The organism is Pseudomonas sp. GNP012, assembly GCF_054343835.1.
The window spans coordinates 5,501,433-5,518,102 of record NZ_JBTGUU010000001.1 but is presented as its reverse complement, the minus strand read 5'-3'; the positions used below and the strand labels follow the sequence as shown (position 1 = coordinate 5,518,102).

At 60.1% G+C, this 16,670-nt stretch carries 16 protein-coding genes; 7 read left to right on the top strand and 9 right to left on the bottom strand.

Features of this window, described 5'->3' with window-relative positions; genetic code table 11:
* Positions 1 to 7 precede the first annotated feature (7 nt).
* From ACXX83_RS25100 to ACXX83_RS25070, 7 genes are all read right to left on the bottom strand, one after another.
* Positions 8 to 1,624, bottom strand: coding sequence for an EAL domain-containing protein (locus tag ACXX83_RS25100; protein WP_015092916.1), 1,617 nt, complete (start codon positions 1,622 to 1,624; stop codon positions 8 to 10).
* 76 nt (positions 1,625 to 1,700) lie between these two features.
* Entirely contained in the window at positions 1,701 to 2,480 is a 780-nt protein-coding gene (locus tag ACXX83_RS25095; protein WP_015092915.1) for an N-acetylmuramoyl-L-alanine amidase, read from the bottom strand.
* A 104-nt stretch (positions 2,481 to 2,584) separates the two neighbouring features.
* A complete protein-coding gene (locus ACXX83_RS25090) occupies positions 2,585 to 4,603 on the bottom strand; it encodes a GGDEF domain-containing protein (RefSeq protein WP_458549888.1) in 2,019 nt (672 codons plus the stop codon).
* A complete protein-coding gene (locus ACXX83_RS25085; protein ID WP_015092913.1) occupies positions 4,600 to 5,478 on the bottom strand; it encodes an endonuclease/exonuclease/phosphatase family protein in 879 nt (292 codons plus the stop codon). Before ACXX83_RS25085 ends, ACXX83_RS25090 begins: the two co-directional genes overlap by 4 nt.
* Positions 5,479 to 5,492: 14 nt before the next feature.
* Positions 5,493 to 6,134, bottom strand: a complete 642-nt coding sequence (gene dsbA / locus ACXX83_RS25080; RefSeq protein WP_095967849.1) for a thiol:disulfide interchange protein DsbA — start codon at positions 6,132 to 6,134, stop codon at positions 5,493 to 5,495.
* 199 nt (positions 6,135 to 6,333) lie between these two features.
* Positions 6,334 to 6,963 (bottom strand): c-type cytochrome, encoded by a 630-nt coding sequence (locus ACXX83_RS25075; RefSeq protein ID WP_015092911.1) that lies wholly within the window; start codon positions 6,961 to 6,963, stop codon positions 6,334 to 6,336.
* A gap of 45 nt (positions 6,964 to 7,008) precedes the next feature.
* Positions 7,009 to 7,299: a c-type cytochrome gene (locus ACXX83_RS25070; protein ID WP_015092910.1), complete on the bottom strand. Its 291-nt coding sequence runs from the start codon at positions 7,297 to 7,299 to the stop codon at positions 7,009 to 7,011.
* A 191-nt stretch (positions 7,300 to 7,490) separates the two neighbouring features.
* On the opposite strand from ACXX83_RS25070, the gene yihA reads away from it, so the two are divergent.
* Complete coding sequence (yihA, locus tag ACXX83_RS25065; protein WP_008018454.1) at positions 7,491 to 8,135, top strand: ribosome biogenesis GTP-binding protein YihA/YsxC; 645 nt, start codon at positions 7,491 to 7,493, stop codon at positions 8,133 to 8,135.
* 405 nt (positions 8,136 to 8,540) lie between these two features.
* Here yihA and polA read toward each other — a convergent pair whose 3' ends face one another.
* Complete coding sequence (polA, locus tag ACXX83_RS25060) at positions 8,541 to 11,345, bottom strand: DNA polymerase I (RefSeq protein ID WP_458373646.1); 2,805 nt, start codon at positions 11,343 to 11,345, stop codon at positions 8,541 to 8,543.
* Between the two features lie 74 nt (positions 11,346 to 11,419).
* Between polA and ACXX83_RS25055 the strand changes: the two genes are divergently transcribed.
* Positions 11,420 to 11,710, top strand: a complete 291-nt coding sequence (locus ACXX83_RS25055; RefSeq protein ID WP_015092908.1) for a DUF2782 domain-containing protein — start codon at positions 11,420 to 11,422, stop codon at positions 11,708 to 11,710.
* Positions 11,711 to 11,767: 57 nt separating this feature from the next.
* Positions 11,768 to 12,718, top strand: coding sequence for a homoserine kinase (locus ACXX83_RS25050; protein WP_015092907.1), 951 nt, complete (start codon positions 11,768 to 11,770; stop codon positions 12,716 to 12,718).
* A 90-nt stretch (positions 12,719 to 12,808) separates the two neighbouring features.
* Here the strand turns inward: ACXX83_RS25050 and ACXX83_RS25045 are convergent, their stop codons facing one another.
* Positions 12,809 to 13,729 (bottom strand): zinc ABC transporter substrate-binding protein, encoded by a 921-nt coding sequence (locus ACXX83_RS25045; protein WP_458549886.1) that lies wholly within the window; start codon positions 13,727 to 13,729, stop codon positions 12,809 to 12,811.
* Positions 13,730 to 13,795: 66 nt separating this feature from the next.
* Between ACXX83_RS25045 and zur the strand changes: the two genes are divergently transcribed.
* From zur to ACXX83_RS25025, 4 genes are read left to right on the top strand one after another with little or no spacing between them, the layout of a single operon-like run.
* Positions 13,796 to 14,278, top strand: a complete 483-nt coding sequence (zur, locus tag ACXX83_RS25040) for a zinc uptake transcriptional repressor Zur (protein ID WP_008045818.1) — start codon at positions 13,796 to 13,798, stop codon at positions 14,276 to 14,278.
* Positions 14,278 to 15,063: a zinc ABC transporter ATP-binding protein ZnuC gene (gene znuC / locus ACXX83_RS25035; RefSeq protein WP_126048478.1), complete on the top strand. Its 786-nt coding sequence runs from the start codon at positions 14,278 to 14,280 to the stop codon at positions 15,061 to 15,063. Before zur ends, znuC begins: the two co-directional genes overlap by 1 nt.
* Entirely contained in the window at positions 15,056 to 15,844 is a 789-nt protein-coding gene (gene znuB, locus ACXX83_RS25030) for a zinc ABC transporter permease subunit ZnuB (protein ID WP_015092904.1), read from the top strand. The genes znuC and znuB overlap by 8 nt, the downstream gene beginning before the upstream one ends.
* A gap of 37 nt (positions 15,845 to 15,881) precedes the next feature.
* Positions 15,882 to 16,598, top strand: coding sequence for a PA5502 family lipoprotein (locus tag ACXX83_RS25025; RefSeq protein WP_458549884.1), 717 nt, complete (start codon positions 15,882 to 15,884; stop codon positions 16,596 to 16,598).
* The last annotated feature ends 72 nt before the right edge of the window (positions 16,599 to 16,670 follow it).

Here is a 16,670-nt window from a genome sequence, read left to right as displayed (position 1 = left end):
ATTGCGGTCACGCTTCGTCATCCAGGCGCCGGCCGCCCGCCAGACGTCGCCCCCGGGTGATCAATTCAATGAACTGAACCGCGCTCAGCGCGTGGGCGAACAGCCAACCCTGGCCGAACTTCACGCCTTCACTGCTCAGGAACTCGGCCTGGGCCTCATGTTCGATGCCCTCGGCAATCACCTTCAAATGCAGCGACTGGGCCATGTGAATGATGTGCGGGGCCACACCGCTGCTGGCGGCGTCATGGCCCAACGCATCAATGAACGCCTTGTCGATTTTCAGGCAGTCCACCGGCAGGGTTTGCAAATAGGCGAGGCTGCAGTAGCCGGTGCCAAAATCATCTATCAACACCTGGTGCCCGACATCTCGCAGCGATTGCAGGTTTTCCCGGGCCACCACCACATCGACCAGCCCACGCTCGGTGACCTCGAAGGCAATCTGTCGCGCAGCGACGCGGTGCAGGGTCAACAGCCTCGCCATCACCTGGCCGATTCGCGGAACCATCACATCACACGCCGCGAGATTGACCGAGATGTACAGTTGCGGGTTGGCACGCAGCAACTGGCCGAGTTGCTCGAGCAAGCGTTGCAAGACGAAATCCGTCATCTGGCGAATCTGCCCGGTGTCCTCCGCCATCGGAATGAACAGGTCGGGACTGGTCAGGGTACCGTCCGGCCTGCGCCAGCGCAGCAGCGCCTCAGCCCCGACACAGTTGCGGCTATCGAGGTCGAAGATCGGTTGATACAGCACCTGCAACTCGCCCCGGCGAATCGCCCCGGCCAGTTCGGCATCCAGTGACTGCCGCTGTTGCACCAGCAGAAACACCAGGAACCCGACGCATATGCCCAGCGCAAGGCTGGCCGGCAGTAGCCACCACCAGACCGAAGGGATATGCATGCCCGTACGCAGGCTGATCAACACCAATTGATACTCCGGGTTGTCGGTGGGCATGCGGTATATCAGGCGTGTCTGAGTGATCTGCAGCGCATCGCGATTTTTCGGGGGCCAGGCCTCGACCGGGGGCCAGATCTGCGAAGAACCCAACACCGGAATCGCGCGCTTACCATGGTCCAGGACTACCAGCAGGCTGCTGCCCGGCGACAGGTCGACCATATCGGTCAAATGCCCGCGAGAGGTCGCGACCCGGAAATTCCCGCGCCCGAGCATCAGGGCGGCGCGGTTTTCATCGGGTTCGGTGGTGGTATTGAGCCAATAGCTGTAGGTCGGGCCTTTGATGTCTGGCGGTCGAATCAGCGACAGCCCTTCCTGGCGAGGGCGATTGGAGCAGATTCGCGAGGAATCCATGTAGGCGGCTTCGTAGACGAAGCGATAATTGAACGTAACCTGTTGCAAGGTCGCGATCATTTCAGCATCGCAACCACGCAGCGGTTGCGCTTCAAGGTCGTCCAGGCTTTCCCGCAGTTGCCCGAAGAGCTGTTCCAGGCGGGCGAGAAAGCGCTCCCCCTGAGCATTCATTTCTTCGCTTTCGTTTTGCTCGACCTGATGAATGGCGACGAACAGGCTGCCGGCCATCAATAACGTTGCGCTCAAGACAGCCGACATCAGCCCCAGGAACCAAGGGCGATGGAACCAACTACGGAAGGTCTCTCGAGCAGCAGTCATTGCGTAATATCCGATGGATTACCAATGAGTTATAGCTGCTGATTGGGAAATAGCCCGGACCGCCGGGCGGGCGCCATTATTTTGTCTGATTCAACACCAAAAGCAGCGCGGCTGTTTGCGCATCCGGAGTGCCATCGAAGCGTGCCGGGCGGAAGTGCATCTGGAATGCCGCTATCACATGTCGTGTCGCAACATCGAGCTCGCCGGTTTGTGGCGAGGCATAACCCAGGCGGGCCAATTGCGCCTGAAACCAGCTGATGCTCGGTAACTGATCGGCGAACAGCATTTGCTGGCGCGCGACCGCCTGTTCGTTCGGCCAGATACCCAGACCCTCGGCAGCCAGACGCTTCCAGGGGAACAGCGGCCCCGGGTCCAGTTTGCGCAACGGCGCAATATCGCTATGGCCGATGATGTCGCGAGGCTTGATGCCCTGACGCTTGCTGATGTCCTTGAGCAACACGATCAAGGACTGAACCTGATCTTCGCTGTAGGGGTACCACACGCGCCCGTTTGGAGTGTCCTTGAACCCCGGGTTGACGATTTCGATACCAATGGAACTGGAATTGAGCCAGGTCCGGCCATCCCATTCGCTCTCCCCGGCGTGCCAGGCACGAACATTTTCATCCATCAGCTTGTAGATTGTGGCGCCCTTGTCGTCACCGATCAGGTAATGACTGCTGACTTCGCCGCGGGTCAGCAGTTGCAGCGAACGCTCCATCGAGGCGTTGGTGTAATGCACCACCACGAACTGCACACGACTGTCGTAATTGGCTGAAGGATGACTGGTGTCAAAACGGGGACCGCTGGCGCAGCCAGCCAGCAGAACAAGTGACAGGATCAGAGCAAGATATTTCATGGCGAAAGGCAGTACACACAAGACAATAATGCAACAGTGTAACGTAATGCCTTGCGGGTTGACGGCAATCGCCACGAATTAAACAAATATGGAACAAATAATGTTCAGCCCGGCTCCACGCGATTGCGGCCGGCATTTTTTGCACGGTACAACGCCTGATCGGCTCTTTTAAGCACTTGATCGCTGTGCTCACCCGGCCTGAACGCCGACATTCCGACAGATACGGTAATGGTCACCGGCTCTCCCTTGAAGTGAAACGGACAGGCCTCGATGGAGGCACGCAGGCTTTCCAGCAACTTCAGTCCCGCCGCCGGCACTGTGGATGGCATTAACAGCACAAACTCCTCGCCGCCGAACCGGGCAATGAAGTCCGTTGCGCGAAGACGCTTGCGCAACACGCTGGCAATGATCTTCAGCACTTTGTCACCGGCCAGGTGCCCGTAGTTATCGTTGATGCGCTTGAAATGATCGAGGTCGAGCATGGCCAGTAACAGCGTATTGCCATGTTGCTGCCATTGTTTGACTTCATGATCCAGGCGCTCGCTCCAGGCCGCGCGGTTGGGCAGGCCGGTCAACGGGTCGACCAAGGCCTTCTGCCGTTGCTCTTCAAGATGCTCACGGTACCCCTGGGCCTCCTGCTCCATATGCGCGACGCGCTCGGCCAGGCTGTGCAGGCGCGCAGCGACCTCTTGCTCGCGCTCATCGCGTTGTTTCTGGTGCTGGTCCATGGTGCCCAGCAAGCCTTCGAGATGGTTTTCCAGAACGTGCTTGAGACCTTCCAGGTCCGCGGCTTCCTGCATGCTGCTTTGCAAGCCATCAACCTGTTCGCGGATCTGCGTGTCCATCTGCCGCGCAGCCGAACGGTTGTCGGCGTGCCCTGCGGTGGCGGCCTGCAAGTTGCTCTGGAACGATTCGAGGCGCTCGTTCAATCGTTGCAGGTAGGCTTCGAACTCATGCTGGCCGCTGTCGGTAATGGCCAGCATCAACGTGGCGAAGTCGTCGAGAATCGGTAGCAATTCGTACCAGTTCAACCCGTTTTTCAGACGATCGCGCATGGATTCGGCTTGCGGGCGATGACGCTCGGGCAATGTCAGGTCTTCGAGCAGCCCCAGCAGCGTGTGTTCGATGTGGCTGGCCACCGAGCTGTAGGAGGGCTCTGGGGTATCCGGGAGTGCATAGAACGTGTCGTGACCGGATAGAGGCTGATCTGCGGCGACCACCTCCTCTGTCGGAATCGCAAGCAAGGCCTGGCCATCCGGCGATGCTGGCACGATCAGCTCGTCGGGGTTCACTTGCGATTCAAGAGGTGTTTCGATGGTTTCCGGGGTCGGCTTCTCGGTCGATTCGGTTTCTGCCGCGCCTGCACTGGCGGATTGAGGCTCCGCAGCCGCAGGTGCCAGCGCCACGACTGCCGGAGCAGGGGAGGCCTCGGCTGGCTCGGTCGGCGCGGACACCTCTTCAACTCGCTCAGCCATGGGCACTTCGCAGATTGCCGTCTCAGTCGCGACCGGGATGGGCTCGATAACCGCCGCAGGACTCTCGGCTACGGGGGCCGCCGGTGCAGGAGAAGCAGTCGTTGATGCCACCGTCTCTTCTGCTTCACGACCGCCGAACAATCGCTGCAACAAGCCCGGCCGACCAGGTTCCGTCGGGGTCTCCAGCTGGCTCAGGGCCTTGCCTTGCAAGCCACTCAGCTCGCTGAGCAACAAGGGTATCTCACGCGCCTGACTGACCCGCGCATCCAGTTGCTTGGCGAAACTCTTGAGTGGCCGGCTCACATCCCGTGGCAGTGGCAATGTTTGCAGTTGAGTGACCAGTGCAGTCAGGGCGGCACTGGTCTGGTTGATCCGGGTTTCCCGACGCTGCTCGGAGTCGAGCACGGCTTTTTCCAGGCGTGGAATCAGCGCGGCCAGGCCGGCGTCCATGTCGTCGGTACGCACGACCTCGCGCATTTCCTTCATGCATTGGTCAACCGCGCGGTCAGTACCTTCCGCCGCCAGGGTGCTGCGCACCAGTCCACGGCGCAGCAAGTCGAGCCGCGCGTCCCAGCGACGTTCGAGCTTTTCCTGTTGCTCGATGCTTTTGAGGTATTTCTCTTTCCAGCGCTGTGCTTCGTCGCTCATTCATGGGTTCCGCGAGGGGCAGGACTCAACGCGGGCAATGCATCGGCCGTGAGCGAACCCGGCAGACGAATCTCTACCGCGACCGGCAGGTGATCGGAAATGGGCTGTGCCAGCACCTCGACCTTTTCCAGGGTCAGGCTCGGGCTCAGCAGGATATGGTCCAGGCAGCGCTGTGGACGCCAACTGGGAAACGTTGCTTCCATTTGCGGCGCGAGCAGGCCGAGATCGCGCAACGCGGAATTTTGCAGCAAGTCACTGGCATGGGTGTTCATGTCGCCCATCAGTACCTGGTGTTTGTAGTCGCCAATCAGATCGCGGATATAGGCCAGTTGCAGGCTGCGCGCCCGGGCACCCAGCGCCAGGTGCATCATGACGACCACCAGTGCTTCCGGGCCTTCGCCGAAGCGCACCAGGATGGCTCCGCGCCCCTTTGGGCCCGGCAACGGATGATCTTCAATGGCCCACGGGCGCAATCGGCTGAGCACGCCATTGCTGTGCTGGGCCAGGCGACCGAGATTGCGATTGAGTTGTTGATACCAGTAGGGGAAGGCGCCGAGCTGGGCCAGATGCTCAACCTGATTGACGTAGCCTGAACGCAGGCTGCCACCATCGGCCTCCTGCAAGGCGACCAGATCGAAGTCGCCCAGCAGATTGCCGATTTTCTGCAGATTGTCGGCACGCCCGGTGTGCGGCAGCAGATGCTGCCAGCCCCGGGTCAGGTAATGCCGGTAACGCTCGGTGCTGATGCCGACCTGGATATTGAAACTGAGCAAGCGCAGACGACTGTCTGCGGGCAAGCCCGTGGATTCCAGATGATGCTCATTGACCCGCGGATGATGCAGGCCAACGATGCGTTCAGTACCCCATCGGCGCATGGCAGTGACTGCCCTTAGTTGGCGGCAGCCTTGTTAGCCGCTCGCTCTTTGTCGATCAGTTTGTCGGCCAGTTGCAGGGCCTGTTCGGCACCGCCGGCGGAGCCTACGTCAAAGCGGTATTTGCCATTCACAATCAGGGTTGGAACGCCGGAGATCTCATATTTTTTGGCCAGTTCACGAGCCTGAACGACCTGCCCCTTGATCGCAAAGGAGTCGAAAGTGGCCAGGAATTTTTCCTTGTCTACGCCCTGGGTAGCCAGGAAGTCGGCCATATCATTCTTATCGGTCAGCTTCATTTTTTTGTTCTGGATCGCGTCGAACACCGCGGCATGAACCTTATGCTCAACACCCATGGATTCAAGAGTCAGGAACATTTGGCCATGAGCGTCCCAAGGACCGCCGAACATCGCTGGAATACGCTTGAAGTTCACATCCGATGGCAGTTTTTCGGCCCAGGGATTGATTGTCGGCTCAAAGTGATAGCAGTGCGGGCAGCCATACCAGAACAGCTCCACCACTTCGATCTTGCCAGGCACGGCGACCGGAACCGGATTGCTCAGTTCGACATAAGGTGCGGCGGGGGCTTCAGCAGCCTGGGCAGTCATGCCGAACAGGCTGGCAGCGGCAAAAACGGCGCTGATGATCAGATTACGCATGCTTCACTCCTGGACAAGTTTTTCGCCTCGCGCAACGTGTTTTCAGACAGGTCCTGGCGGGCTTGAGTTCTGTAGTGTAACGGCAGCGGCCACAAAAAAGGGCGGCCAAGGCCACCCTTTTTATACTCGTTGCAACGGATTAATCGAGCGTTAACGTTGCAGGCGATATTTACCCCGTTCAACGCCCGATCCGCCGGCCTTAGTGCAGGCCCTGGATGTAGCTGGACACCGCGGCGATGTCTTCGTCGCTCAGCCGCTTGGCGATGGTCTGCATGGTCTTGGCATCGCCATCGTTGGTGCGGCCGCCTTCTTCCTTGCGGAAATCGGTCAGTTGCTTGGCGATGTATTGAGCGTGCTGGCCACCCAGGTGCGGGAAGCCGGCGGCTGCGTTGCCGGCGCCATTTGGCGAGTGGCAGCCGGTGCAGGATGGCAGGCCCTTGGCCAGGTCACCGCCACGGAACAGGGCTTCACCGCGAGCGACGACTTTAGGATCGGCGGCACCAACGCTGCCTTTCTGGCTGGCGAAGTAGGCGGCGATGTCCGCCAGGTCCTGATCGCTCAGGTTGGTCAGCAGGCCGGTCATTTCCAGAACAGTGCGCTTGCCCGACTTGATGTCGTGCAATTGCTTGGTCAGGTAGCGTTCACCCTGACCCGCCAGTTTGGGAAAGTTTGGCGCCATGCTGTTGCCATCCGGACCGTGGCAGGCGCCACAGACGGCGGCTTTGGCCTGGCCAGCTTTAGCATCACCCGGTTGTACTGCCTCACCTGCAGCATGGGCTATGCCGGAGATGCCCACGGTCAACAGCAGACTCACGATCAATTTCTTCATCAGCTAATCCAACTACGGCTAAGGGTTAAGAGTTATGGACCGGGCTTACTCGCTCATCCAAAGGATGATGGCTTGGTAATCCTCGGCACTGCAGTCCATGCACAAACCACGCGGCGGCATCGCCTTGAAACCCTGGGTCACGTGTTGCACCAGCGTCTCCATACCTTTCGCCAACCTCGGCGTCCAAGCATCCTGATCGCCTTTTTTCGGCGCCATGGGTAGTTGGCCGGAATGACAGGCACCACAAACACGGTTGTACACAGCTTCCGGATCCTGTGTAGCCTGAGCGCTGTAAAGCGGCATCAAGACACCGGCAGCTAGCAGCCATTTCGTCATAAAACGACCTTTTCAGGGTTGAGAGCGAGCTGCGTTCTAGTGCGCAATCAAGGTCTGTCGCTCTCGTGAACTTCATCCTACGCTGGGACAAAGCGCACACAAAATCTGCGGCATTATATACTGGCGTCACTGAAACGGAAGCGACACTGCTTGCCGCACCCATTCCTGGCGCCGCCCACATCGGAAATCCCATGCAACTCAAGAATCCCATCCTCGGTCTGTGCCAACAGTCCACCTTCATGCTCAGCGCCGCCAAAGTCGACCAATGTCCGGATGACGAGGGCTTCGAAGTCGCCTTCGCCGGGCGTTCCAACGCCGGCAAGTCGAGTGCCTTGAACACCCTGACCCACGCCAGCCTGGCGCGCACCTCGAAAACCCCGGGGCGCACGCAACTGTTGAATTTCTTCAAGCTAGACGATGAACGCCGTCTGGTCGACCTGCCGGGCTACGGTTATGCAAAAGTACCGATCCCGCTCAAGCAACACTGGCAGCGTCACCTGGAAGCGTACCTGGGTGGTCGAGAGAGTTTGAAAGGCCTGATCCTGATGATGGACATCCGCCATCCGATGACCGATTTCGACCTGCTTATGCTCGATTGGGCCGTGGCTGCCGGCATGCCGATGCACATTCTGCTGACCAAAGCGGACAAGCTGACCTATGGCGCGGCCAAGAACACGCTGCTCAAGGTTCAGGCGGAAATCCGCAAGGGCTGGGGCGATCTGGTGACGATTCAGCTGTTCTCGGCCCCGAAACGCATGGGCCTGGAAGAAGCCTATACCGTACTGGCAGGCTGGATGGAGCTGGCGGACAAGGGTGCCGAGGTAGAGGCCCAGTAAGGCAGCGAAAGCTGTCTGGGCACTCCAGACAGCTTTCTGCAGGCAAAAAAAACCCCGGGCTTCATATGGGGAGGGAGAAGTTCCGGGGTTCAAGCTCTAGACCGCTAGGGCGGGGTCCAGATATCTGCCAACACTTAACACAACATAGGAGCATCGAAGGGCTTCACCAGCCATTCAGTACCTCTGAGTGGTGCTTCGCAAGATTAGTTCAGATTTTTTTCAAATAGCTTTGAAATAACGCCGATAACCTTCCGGACTAAACTGATTGCGCCCTTCTGCCGCGGCACTATGCCGCAGCAGAACACGACTCTTTTCTGTAGGAGCGAGCTTGCTCGCGATGGAGTGTCAGACACATCGATTTCGACTGAGATTCCATCGCGAGCGAGCTCGCTCCTACAGGAAGGCTCAGTGAGCCTCATCCCAGTTATTTCCAACACCCACTTCGACCAGCAACGGCACGTCCAGTTTCGCGGCTTCGCTCATGTGTACGCGAATTTCATCGCGAACCTGGTCGACCAGGTCTTCACGCACCTCCAGTACCAGTTCATCGTGCACCTGCAAAATGACTTTGGCGTCGAGGCCGGACGCGGTCAGCCAGTTATCCACAGCGACCATGGCTTTCTTGATGATGTCCGCAGCGGTGCCTTGCATCGGTGCGTTGATTGCCGTGCGTTCGGCGGCGGCGCGTTCTTGCGGCTTGTTGGAGTTGATGTCCGGCAGGTACAGGCGGCGACCGAAGAACGTCTCGACATAACCTTGCTCGGCGGCTTGGGCACGCGTGCGGTCCATGTACTGGCGTACACCGGGGTATCGGGCGAAGTAGGTATCGATGTAGGCCTTGGCGGTTTTGGTGTCGACGCCAATGTCCTTGCCGAGCTTCTGCGCCCCCATGCCGTAGATCAGGCCGAAGTTGATCGCCTTGGCGCTGCGGCGCTGGTCGGAGGTCACCTCGGCCAGTCCGACCTTGAACACTTCGGCGGCGGTCGCGGTGTGCACGTCCAGATTGTGGCGGAAGGCGTTCATCAGCCCTTCATCCCGTGACAGGTGCGCCATGATCCGCAACTCGATCTGCGAGTAGTCCGCCGCCAGCAGCTTGTAACCGGCCGGGGCCACGAAGGCCTGGCGGATACGACGCCCTTCGGCAGTACGCACCGGGATGTTCTGCAGGTTCGGATCGCTGGAGGACAGGCGCCCGGTGGAGGCGACAGCCTGGTGGTAAGACGTATGGATCCGCCCGGTGCGCGGGTTGATCTGTTCCGGCAAACGATCGGTGTAAGTGCTTTTCAGCTTGCTCATGGAGCGATATTCCATGAGCACTTTCGGCAATCGGTAGTCGTCTTCCGCCAGCTTGGCCAGCACCTCTTCGGCCGTGGACGGCTGGCCCTTGGCAGTCTTTTTCAGCACCGGCAGGCCGAGTTTCTCGTAGAGGATCACGCCGAGCTGCTTGGGCGAACCGAGGTTGAATTCCTCGCCGGCAATCTCGAAGGCTTCGCGCTCAAGTGCGACCATCTTGTCGCCCAGCTCGATGCTTTGCACACCCAGCAGAGCGGCGTCGACGAATGCGCCCTGGCGCTCGATGCGCGCCAGCACCGGCACCAGCGGGATTTCGATGTCGGTCAGCACACTGGCCAGGCTCGGAATGGCCGAGAGCTTTTCGAACAGGGCTTGGTGCAGACGCAGGGTGATGTCCGCATCTTCGGCGGCGTAAGGCCCGGCCTGCTCAAGGGCGATCTGATCGAACGTCAGCTGTTTCACGCCTTTGCCGGCGATGTCCTGGAAGCTCACCGTGGTGTGGTCCAGATACTTCTGCGCCAGGCTGTCCATGTCATGGCGCGTGGCCGTGGAGTTGAGCACGTAGGACTCGAGCATGGTGTCGAAGGCGATGCCGCGCACGGTGATGCCGTTGTCCTGTACGCCACCGATGGCGCAGTTGGCCAGGATGTTCATGTCGAACTTGGCGTGCTGGCCGACCTTGAGCTTGTTCGGGTCTTCCAGAATCGGCTTGAGCGCGCGCAGGACCGTGTCGCGGTCCAGCTGCTGCGGCACGCCGATGTAGGAATGGGTCAACGGGATGTAGGCCGCTTCGTTAGCCTGAACCGCGAATGACAGACCCACCAGTTGCGCCTGCTGCGCGTCGATGCCGGTGGTTTCGGTGTCGAAGGCAAACAGCTTGGCGTTGTTCAGCTTTTCCAGCCAGGCATCGAAACGCGCCTGATCGAGGATGGTTTCGTAGGCGGCTTCAGCAGCGGCGGCCGGTGCTTCGGCCTCTGGTTCGCTGAACAGATCGTTGGCCGGTGCAGGCTCGGCGGCAGCGCTCAGTTCCAGGCGTTTGGCGTCGCGATCAAGGTCGTTCAGCCAGCTCTTGAACTCCAGCAGGCTGTACAACTCGTAGAGTTTCGCCGGATCTTCCGCGCCCATTTGCAGGTCGTCGAGGCCAATGTCCAGCGGTACGTCGACCTTGATGGTCGCCAACTGATAGGAAAGGAAGGCCATTTCCTTGTGCTCTTCGAGCTTGGCCGGCAGGGTCTTGGCACCGCGAATCGGCAGGGTTGGCACGATGTCGAGCTGCGCATAGAGCTCGGTCAGACCGCCGTTCACACCGACCAGCAGGCCTGAAGCCGTCTTCGGGCCAATCCCCGGAACGCCCGGAATGTTGTCGGAAGAATCGCCCATGAGCGCCAGATAATCGATGATCTGCTCCGGAGCGACGCCGAATTTCTCCTTTACGCCCTCCACGTCCATGCTGCTACCGGTCATGGTGTTGACCAAGGTAATGTGACCATCGACCAGTTGCGCCATATCCTTGTCGCCCGTGGAGATGATTACCGGACGATCCGCCGCCGCACTGCTGCGGGCCAGGGTGCCGATCACGTCATCGGCCTCGACGCCTTCGACGCACAGCAGCGGGAAGCCCAGGGCGATCACGCTCTGGTGCAGCGGTTCGATCTGCACGCGCATGTCGTCAGGCATACTCGGACGGTTGGCCTTGTATTCGGCGTACATGTCATCGCGAAAAGTCCCGCCCTTGGCGTCGAACACCACGGCGAACGGACTATTCGGATATTGCTTGCGCAGGCTCTTGAGCATGTTCAACACGCCCTTGACCGCGCCGGTCGGCAGGCCTTTGGACGTGGTCAGCGGTGGCAGCGCGTGAAAGGCGCGGTACAGGTAAGAAGAACCGTCCACCAGGACGAGGGGGGCTTGGCTCATGAGCAGGATCAACCTTTTCGGCGGGTCCGGCGCTAGAATAGCGGGACCGTTGACGACAAAGGGACAAGGTTATCATGCGCACACTAAATCGCCTGTTGCTGGCTGGCTTGTTTGCAATCACTCCATTGGCCGTCATGGCGGCGGACGATGCGCCATCGCCGGAGCCGGATGTGACCATTCGCACGGAAGGCGACAATACGATCAAGGAATACCGCCAGAATGGCTTCCTGTATGCCATTCAGGTAACACCGAAGGGCGGAAAACCGTACTTTCTGGTGCGCGCCGATGGATCGGACGGTAACTTTATCCGCTCGGATCAGCCCGATATGCTGATTCCGTCGTGGAAGATTTTCGAGTGGAAGTAGTTTCTTAATTTCAATCGGCGCTGGCTCAACAATGGCGCCCGTACTGGCAGCTTAAACATGTCTGTGTTCACCCCCCTGGCTCGGCCCGAGCTGGAAGCTTTTCTCGCCCCTTATGGCCTCGGCCGCCTGCTTGATTTCCAGGGGATTGCCGCCGGTAGCGAAAACACCAATTTTTTTATCAGCCTGGAGCAGGGCGAATTTGTCCTGACCCTGGTCGAGCGCGGCCCGGTTCAGGAAATGCCGTTCTTCATCGAGCTGCTCGACGTGCTGCACGGCGCCGACCTTCCAGTGCCTTACGCCCTGCGCACCACCGACGGCGTGGCCTTGCGCGAACTGGCGGGCAAACCGGCGTTGCTGCAACCACGCCTGGCCGGCAAGCACATCAAGCAAGCCAATGCGCAACATTGCGCGCAGGTCGGTGAGTTGCTTGGCCATCTGCACCTGGCGACCCAGGCCAACATGATCAAGCGCAAAACCGATCGCGGCCTGGACTGGATGCTGGAAGAGGGCACGCAGTTCCTCTCGCACCTCGGTGCCGAACAGAAGGACCTGCTGCAACGGGCGCTGGAAGAAATCACCCGACAGAAAGAAAAAATCCTCGCTCTGCCGCGGGCGAACATTCACGCCGATCTGTTCCGCGACAACGCAATGTTCGAAGGCACACACCTGACCGGACTGATCGACTTCTACAACGCCTGCTCCGGGCCGATGCTCTACGATGTGGCGATTGCCTTGAACGACTGGTGCTCGGACGACGAGGGCGTGATCGATGGACCGCGAGCACGGGCCTTGCTGGGCGCTTATGCGGCCTTGCGACCGTTCACCGCTGCCGAAGCCGAGTTGTGGCCGACCATGCTGCGGGTGGCTTGCGTACGGTTCTGGTTGTCACGCTTGATCGCGGCAGAGTCGTTTGCCGGGCAGGACGTGTTGATTCACGATCCGATGGAATTCCAGCTGCGCCTGGCGCAGCGGCAGACGGTCAATACGCCGTTGCCTTTCGCCCTTTAAAGGCTTCGCGAGCAGGCTCGCTCCCACAGGTTCACGGTGATCCTTGTGGGAGCGAGCCTGCTCGCGAATGGGGGCGCCACTTTTTTCGAATTACAACGACTCCAGGCACCCCGCCAGATCATTCCCCAATTTCTCCAGCACCTGCTCATAGCCCTGGGCAGTCGCCGGCGTGTAACCGCCCAACGCATCCAGTTCCGCCAGCTTCACCGGCAAGCCCGCCACCAGAGTTTCCGCAAGGCGCGGACGCAGCGGTGGTTCGCTGAACACGCAGGTCTTGCCGACCTCCTGCAAACGCGCGCGCATCGCCGCGACATGCTGGGCACCGGGTTGCACTTCGGCCGCGACGCTGAACACACCCACGTGCTTGAGGCCGTAGGCGTCTTCGAAGTAATCGAACGCTTCGTGGAACACGAAGTAAGGCTTGCCCTGAACATCGGCCAGGCGCTTCTTCAGGCGCGCATCCAACGCATCGAGACGCTCGTCGAAGGCTTTCAGGTTGCTCTGATAGCGCACGGCATTGTCAGGATCGGCCGCACTCAGGTCAGCCGCCATTTTCGTGGCGATGACCCGGGCGTTGACCGGCGACAGCCACAAATGTGCATCCAGGCTGCCTGGGCGATGATCGTGGTCGTGGTCGTCGGCTTCTTCGGCGTGGGAGTGGCTATCTTCGGCAAAACGGCGCAGTTTCATGCCTGGCAAATCCTGCACGGCCACGCTGGGCAGCGTACGACCATTGAGCACGCGAGGCAGGAAACCCTCCATGTCCGGGCCGATCCAGTACAGCAGGTCCACCGATTGCACCTTGCGTACGTCGGAAGGGCGCAGTGCATAGTTGTGCGGCGAGACACCCGGTGGCAGCAAGACCTCAGGAATCGCCACGCCGTCCTGCACCGCTGCGGCGATCAACTGCAGGGGCTTGATGCTGGTAAGGACCTTGACCTCGGCCTGCGCCGGACCGATCAGCAGAAAACTTGCGAAAAATGCGACAAAGATAGAAAAAAGACGGGACACGATGACCACTCGAAGAGGCGAGAACGGGTAACATAATAACGTCTCTCACAAAACTCGTCGCCGCTCATGCTAAAAACACCGATTGCCAGCCGCCCCCACGACCACTCGCATTGCGTTCACAGCGCTTTGTCCGAGGCCGATGCCCTGTGCGCTCGTCAAGGCCTGCGCCTGACCGCATTGCGCCGACGGGTGCTGGAACTGGTGTGGCAAAGCCACAAGCCGCTGGGCGCCTACGACATTCTTGCGGTCCTCAGCGAGCAGGACGGTCGCCGCGCCGCGCCGCCGACGGTGTATCGCGCGCTGGATTTTCTGCTGGAAAACGGCCTGGTCCATCGGATTTCCTCGCTCAACGCCTTTATCGGCTGCAATCACCCGGAACATGCACACCAGGGTCAGTTCCTGATCTGTCGTGTGTGCCACGCCGCCATCGAGCTCGAGCAAAAATCCATCAGCGACGCGATCATCGCCAGCGCCAGGGATGTCGGGTTTGTCGTCGAAGGCCAGACCGTCGAAGTGGTCGGTCTGTGCTCGGGTTGCCAGGGGGCTTGATGAGCAACGCGCTGATCCGTCTAGAACAGGTTGCCGTCACGTTCGCCGGGCAACCGGTGCTGGACAACATTGAGCTGAGTGTCGAGCCGGGGCAGATCGTGACCTTGATCGGCCCCAACGGCGCCGGCAAAACCACACTGGTACGTGCCGTGCTCGGCCTGTTGAAACCGGACAGCGGCAACGTCTGGCGTAAGCCCAAACTGCGGGTCGGCTACATGCCGCAAAAACTCCATGTCGACCCGACCCTGCCGCTGTCGGTGCTGCGCTTCCTGCGCCTGGTGCCGGGCGTAGACCGTGCGATGGCCTTGGCGGCACTCAAGGAAGTCGGCGCCGAGCAGGTCATCGACAGTCCGGTGCAAAGCGTTTCCGGTGGTGAAATGCAACGCGTGCTACTGGCCCGGGCCCTGTTGCGCGAACCGGAACTGCTGGTACTCGACGAACCGGTACAGGGTGTCGACGTGGCCGGCCAGGCTGAGCTGTACAGCCTGATCACCCGCCTGCGCGACCGTCACGGTTGCGGCGTGCTGATGGTCTCCCACGATTTGCATCTGGTGATGAGCACCACGGATCAAGTGGTTTGCCTCAATCGTCACGTCTGCTGTTCAGGCCATCCCGAGCAGGTCAGCGGCGATCCGGCGTTCGTCGAGCTGTTCGGAAAAAACGCACAAAGCCTGGCGATTTATCACCACCATCACGACCACGCCCACGACTTGCACGGCTCAGTGGTCAAGGCGCCCGCATCGGGCAAACCCCATGTTCACGGAGATGGCTGCAAGCATGGCTGATTTTCTGCTCTACGCCCTGCTTGCAGGCCTGGCCCTGGCCGTTGTCGCGGGCCCGCTGGGGTCTTTCGTGGTCTGGCGGCGCATGGCTTATTTTGGCGACACCTTGTCCCACGCGGCATTGCTCGGTGTGGCCCTGGGCTTCCTGCTGGATGTCAGCCCGACGGTTGCCGTGACCGTTGGTTGCCTGCTGCTGGCGGTGTTACTGGTGACCTTGCAACAACGCCAGCCATTGGCATCTGACACGCTTTTGGGAATTCTCGCACCCAGCACGCTCTCACTGGGCCTGGTGGTACTAAGCTTCATGCACGAAGTGCGGATCGACCTGATGGCGTATCTGTTCGGCGACCTGCTGGCAATCAGTCCAACCGATCTGGCCTGGATTCTTGGCGGCAGTGCGGCCGTGCTGGCCTTGCTGGTTGCATTGTGGCGGCCATTGCTGGCGATCACGGTGCATGAAGAACTGGCCAGGGTCGAAGGCCTTCCGGTGGCCGGATTGCGCCTGGCGCTGATGTTGCTGATCGCCGTGGTGATTGCCGTGGCGATGAAAATTGTCGGCGTGCTACTGATCACTTCGTTGCTGATCATCCCGGCGGCAGCGGCACAACGTCACGCCCGTTCGCCGGAGCAGATGGCACTGGGCGCAAGCCTGCTGGGCATACTCGCCGTGTGCGGCGGGCTGGCACTGTCCTGGTTCAAGGACACCCCGGCCGGCCCGTCGATTGTGGTGGCAGCCGCCGCGCTGTTTCTGCTGAGTTTTGTTCTGCCCCGTCGAGGGGTGTAGACTTGCTCGTTTTTTGCGCAAATAGAGAGTCGCAGGAATGAAGTCGTTCGCCTCCCGTTATCTGCTCCTTGTCGCATTTTCTTTGCTGCTGGGCGCCTGCCAAAGCACGCCACCGGCGGCCACCGAGGCCGCCAATGCGCGAGCCACGGCCATCGTACAGCTGGAACAAAACATCGCCAGCGATGAACTGGCCACCGCCGAAGACCAATTGGCGGCCTTGCAGACCGAATCGCCCAACGATGCCTCCCTTGAGCAGTACCAGCGGCAACTGGCCGAAGCCTATCTGCGCCGCAGCCAGATCGTGTTGCAAAAAGGTGATGTGGATGCCGCTGCAACCGCCCTGAGCCGTGCCCGCGCGTTGATGCCCAAGGCTCCGGCACTGACCGGCGGAGTCAATGGCTCGATTGCCCAGGCGCGCAAGGCTGAGCTGGAAAAAGCCGAAGCCGCCCTGAAGGCTGCCGAAGCCAAGCCAAAAGCCAAGGTCATCGATCTGACGGCTGAAAGCACCACGGTCGCGCTGAATATCAACGATATGGGCAAACTGCGTCGCCAACTGGATGCCATCGCCGCCGATGTGGTGAATTTTCAGTGCGATGTGAGCATTCAGGCTCCACGCACCGATGATTACCCTTGGCTGGCTAATCTGCTGACCAAACGGGTGAACAAGCTCGATCCCGAGTTTGACCTGAAGCTGGAGCGACAGATTTTGCGCAGTGTTCCGGCGCAGATGGTTCTAACACCCCGCAAATCTTAAAAGCATCGCGAGCAAGCTCGCTCCCACAGTAGAGACGTGTTGGTCACAAGATTTGTGGCAACTCGGATCCCT

Bases quoted from the DNA above. Each gene is read 5' to 3' on its own strand.
- znuB (WP_015092904.1), top strand. From the start codon at position 15,056: ATGGCTGATTTTCTGCTCTACGCCCTGCTTGCAGGCCTGGCCCTGGCC.
- ACXX83_RS25050 (WP_015092907.1), top strand. From the start codon at position 11,768: ATGTCTGTGTTCACCCCCCTGGCTCGGCCCGAGCTGGAAGCTTTTCTC.
- zur (WP_008045818.1), top strand. From the start codon at position 13,796: ATGCTAAAAACACCGATTGCCAGCCGCCCCCACGACCACTCGCATTGC.
- ACXX83_RS25095 (WP_015092915.1), bottom strand. From the start codon at position 2,480: ATGAAATATCTTGCTCTGATCCTGTCACTTGTTCTGCTGGCTGGCTGC.
- yihA (WP_008018454.1), top strand. From the start codon at position 7,491: ATGCAACTCAAGAATCCCATCCTCGGTCTGTGCCAACAGTCCACCTTC.
- ACXX83_RS25025 (WP_458549884.1), top strand. From the start codon at position 15,882: ATGAAGTCGTTCGCCTCCCGTTATCTGCTCCTTGTCGCATTTTCTTTG.
- ACXX83_RS25100 (WP_015092916.1), bottom strand. From the start codon at position 1,624: ATGACTGCTGCTCGAGAGACCTTCCGTAGTTGGTTCCATCGCCCTTGG.
- polA (WP_458373646.1), bottom strand. From the start codon at position 11,345: ATGAGCCAAGCCCCCCTCGTCCTGGTGGACGGTTCTTCTTACCTGTAC.
- dsbA (WP_095967849.1), bottom strand. From the start codon at position 6,134: ATGCGTAATCTGATCATCAGCGCCGTTTTTGCCGCTGCCAGCCTGTTC.
- ACXX83_RS25075 (WP_015092911.1), bottom strand. From the start codon at position 6,963: ATGAAGAAATTGATCGTGAGTCTGCTGTTGACCGTGGGCATCTCCGGC.
- ACXX83_RS25085 (WP_015092913.1), bottom strand. From the start codon at position 5,478: ATGCGCCGATGGGGTACTGAACGCATCGTTGGCCTGCATCATCCGCGG.
- ACXX83_RS25055 (WP_015092908.1), top strand. From the start codon at position 11,420: ATGCGCACACTAAATCGCCTGTTGCTGGCTGGCTTGTTTGCAATCACT.
- ACXX83_RS25070 (WP_015092910.1), bottom strand. From the start codon at position 7,299: ATGACGAAATGGCTGCTAGCTGCCGGTGTCTTGATGCCGCTTTACAGC.
- ACXX83_RS25090 (WP_458549888.1), bottom strand. From the start codon at position 4,603: ATGAGCGACGAAGCACAGCGCTGGAAAGAGAAATACCTCAAAAGCATC.
- znuC (WP_126048478.1), top strand. From the start codon at position 14,278: ATGAGCAACGCGCTGATCCGTCTAGAACAGGTTGCCGTCACGTTCGCC.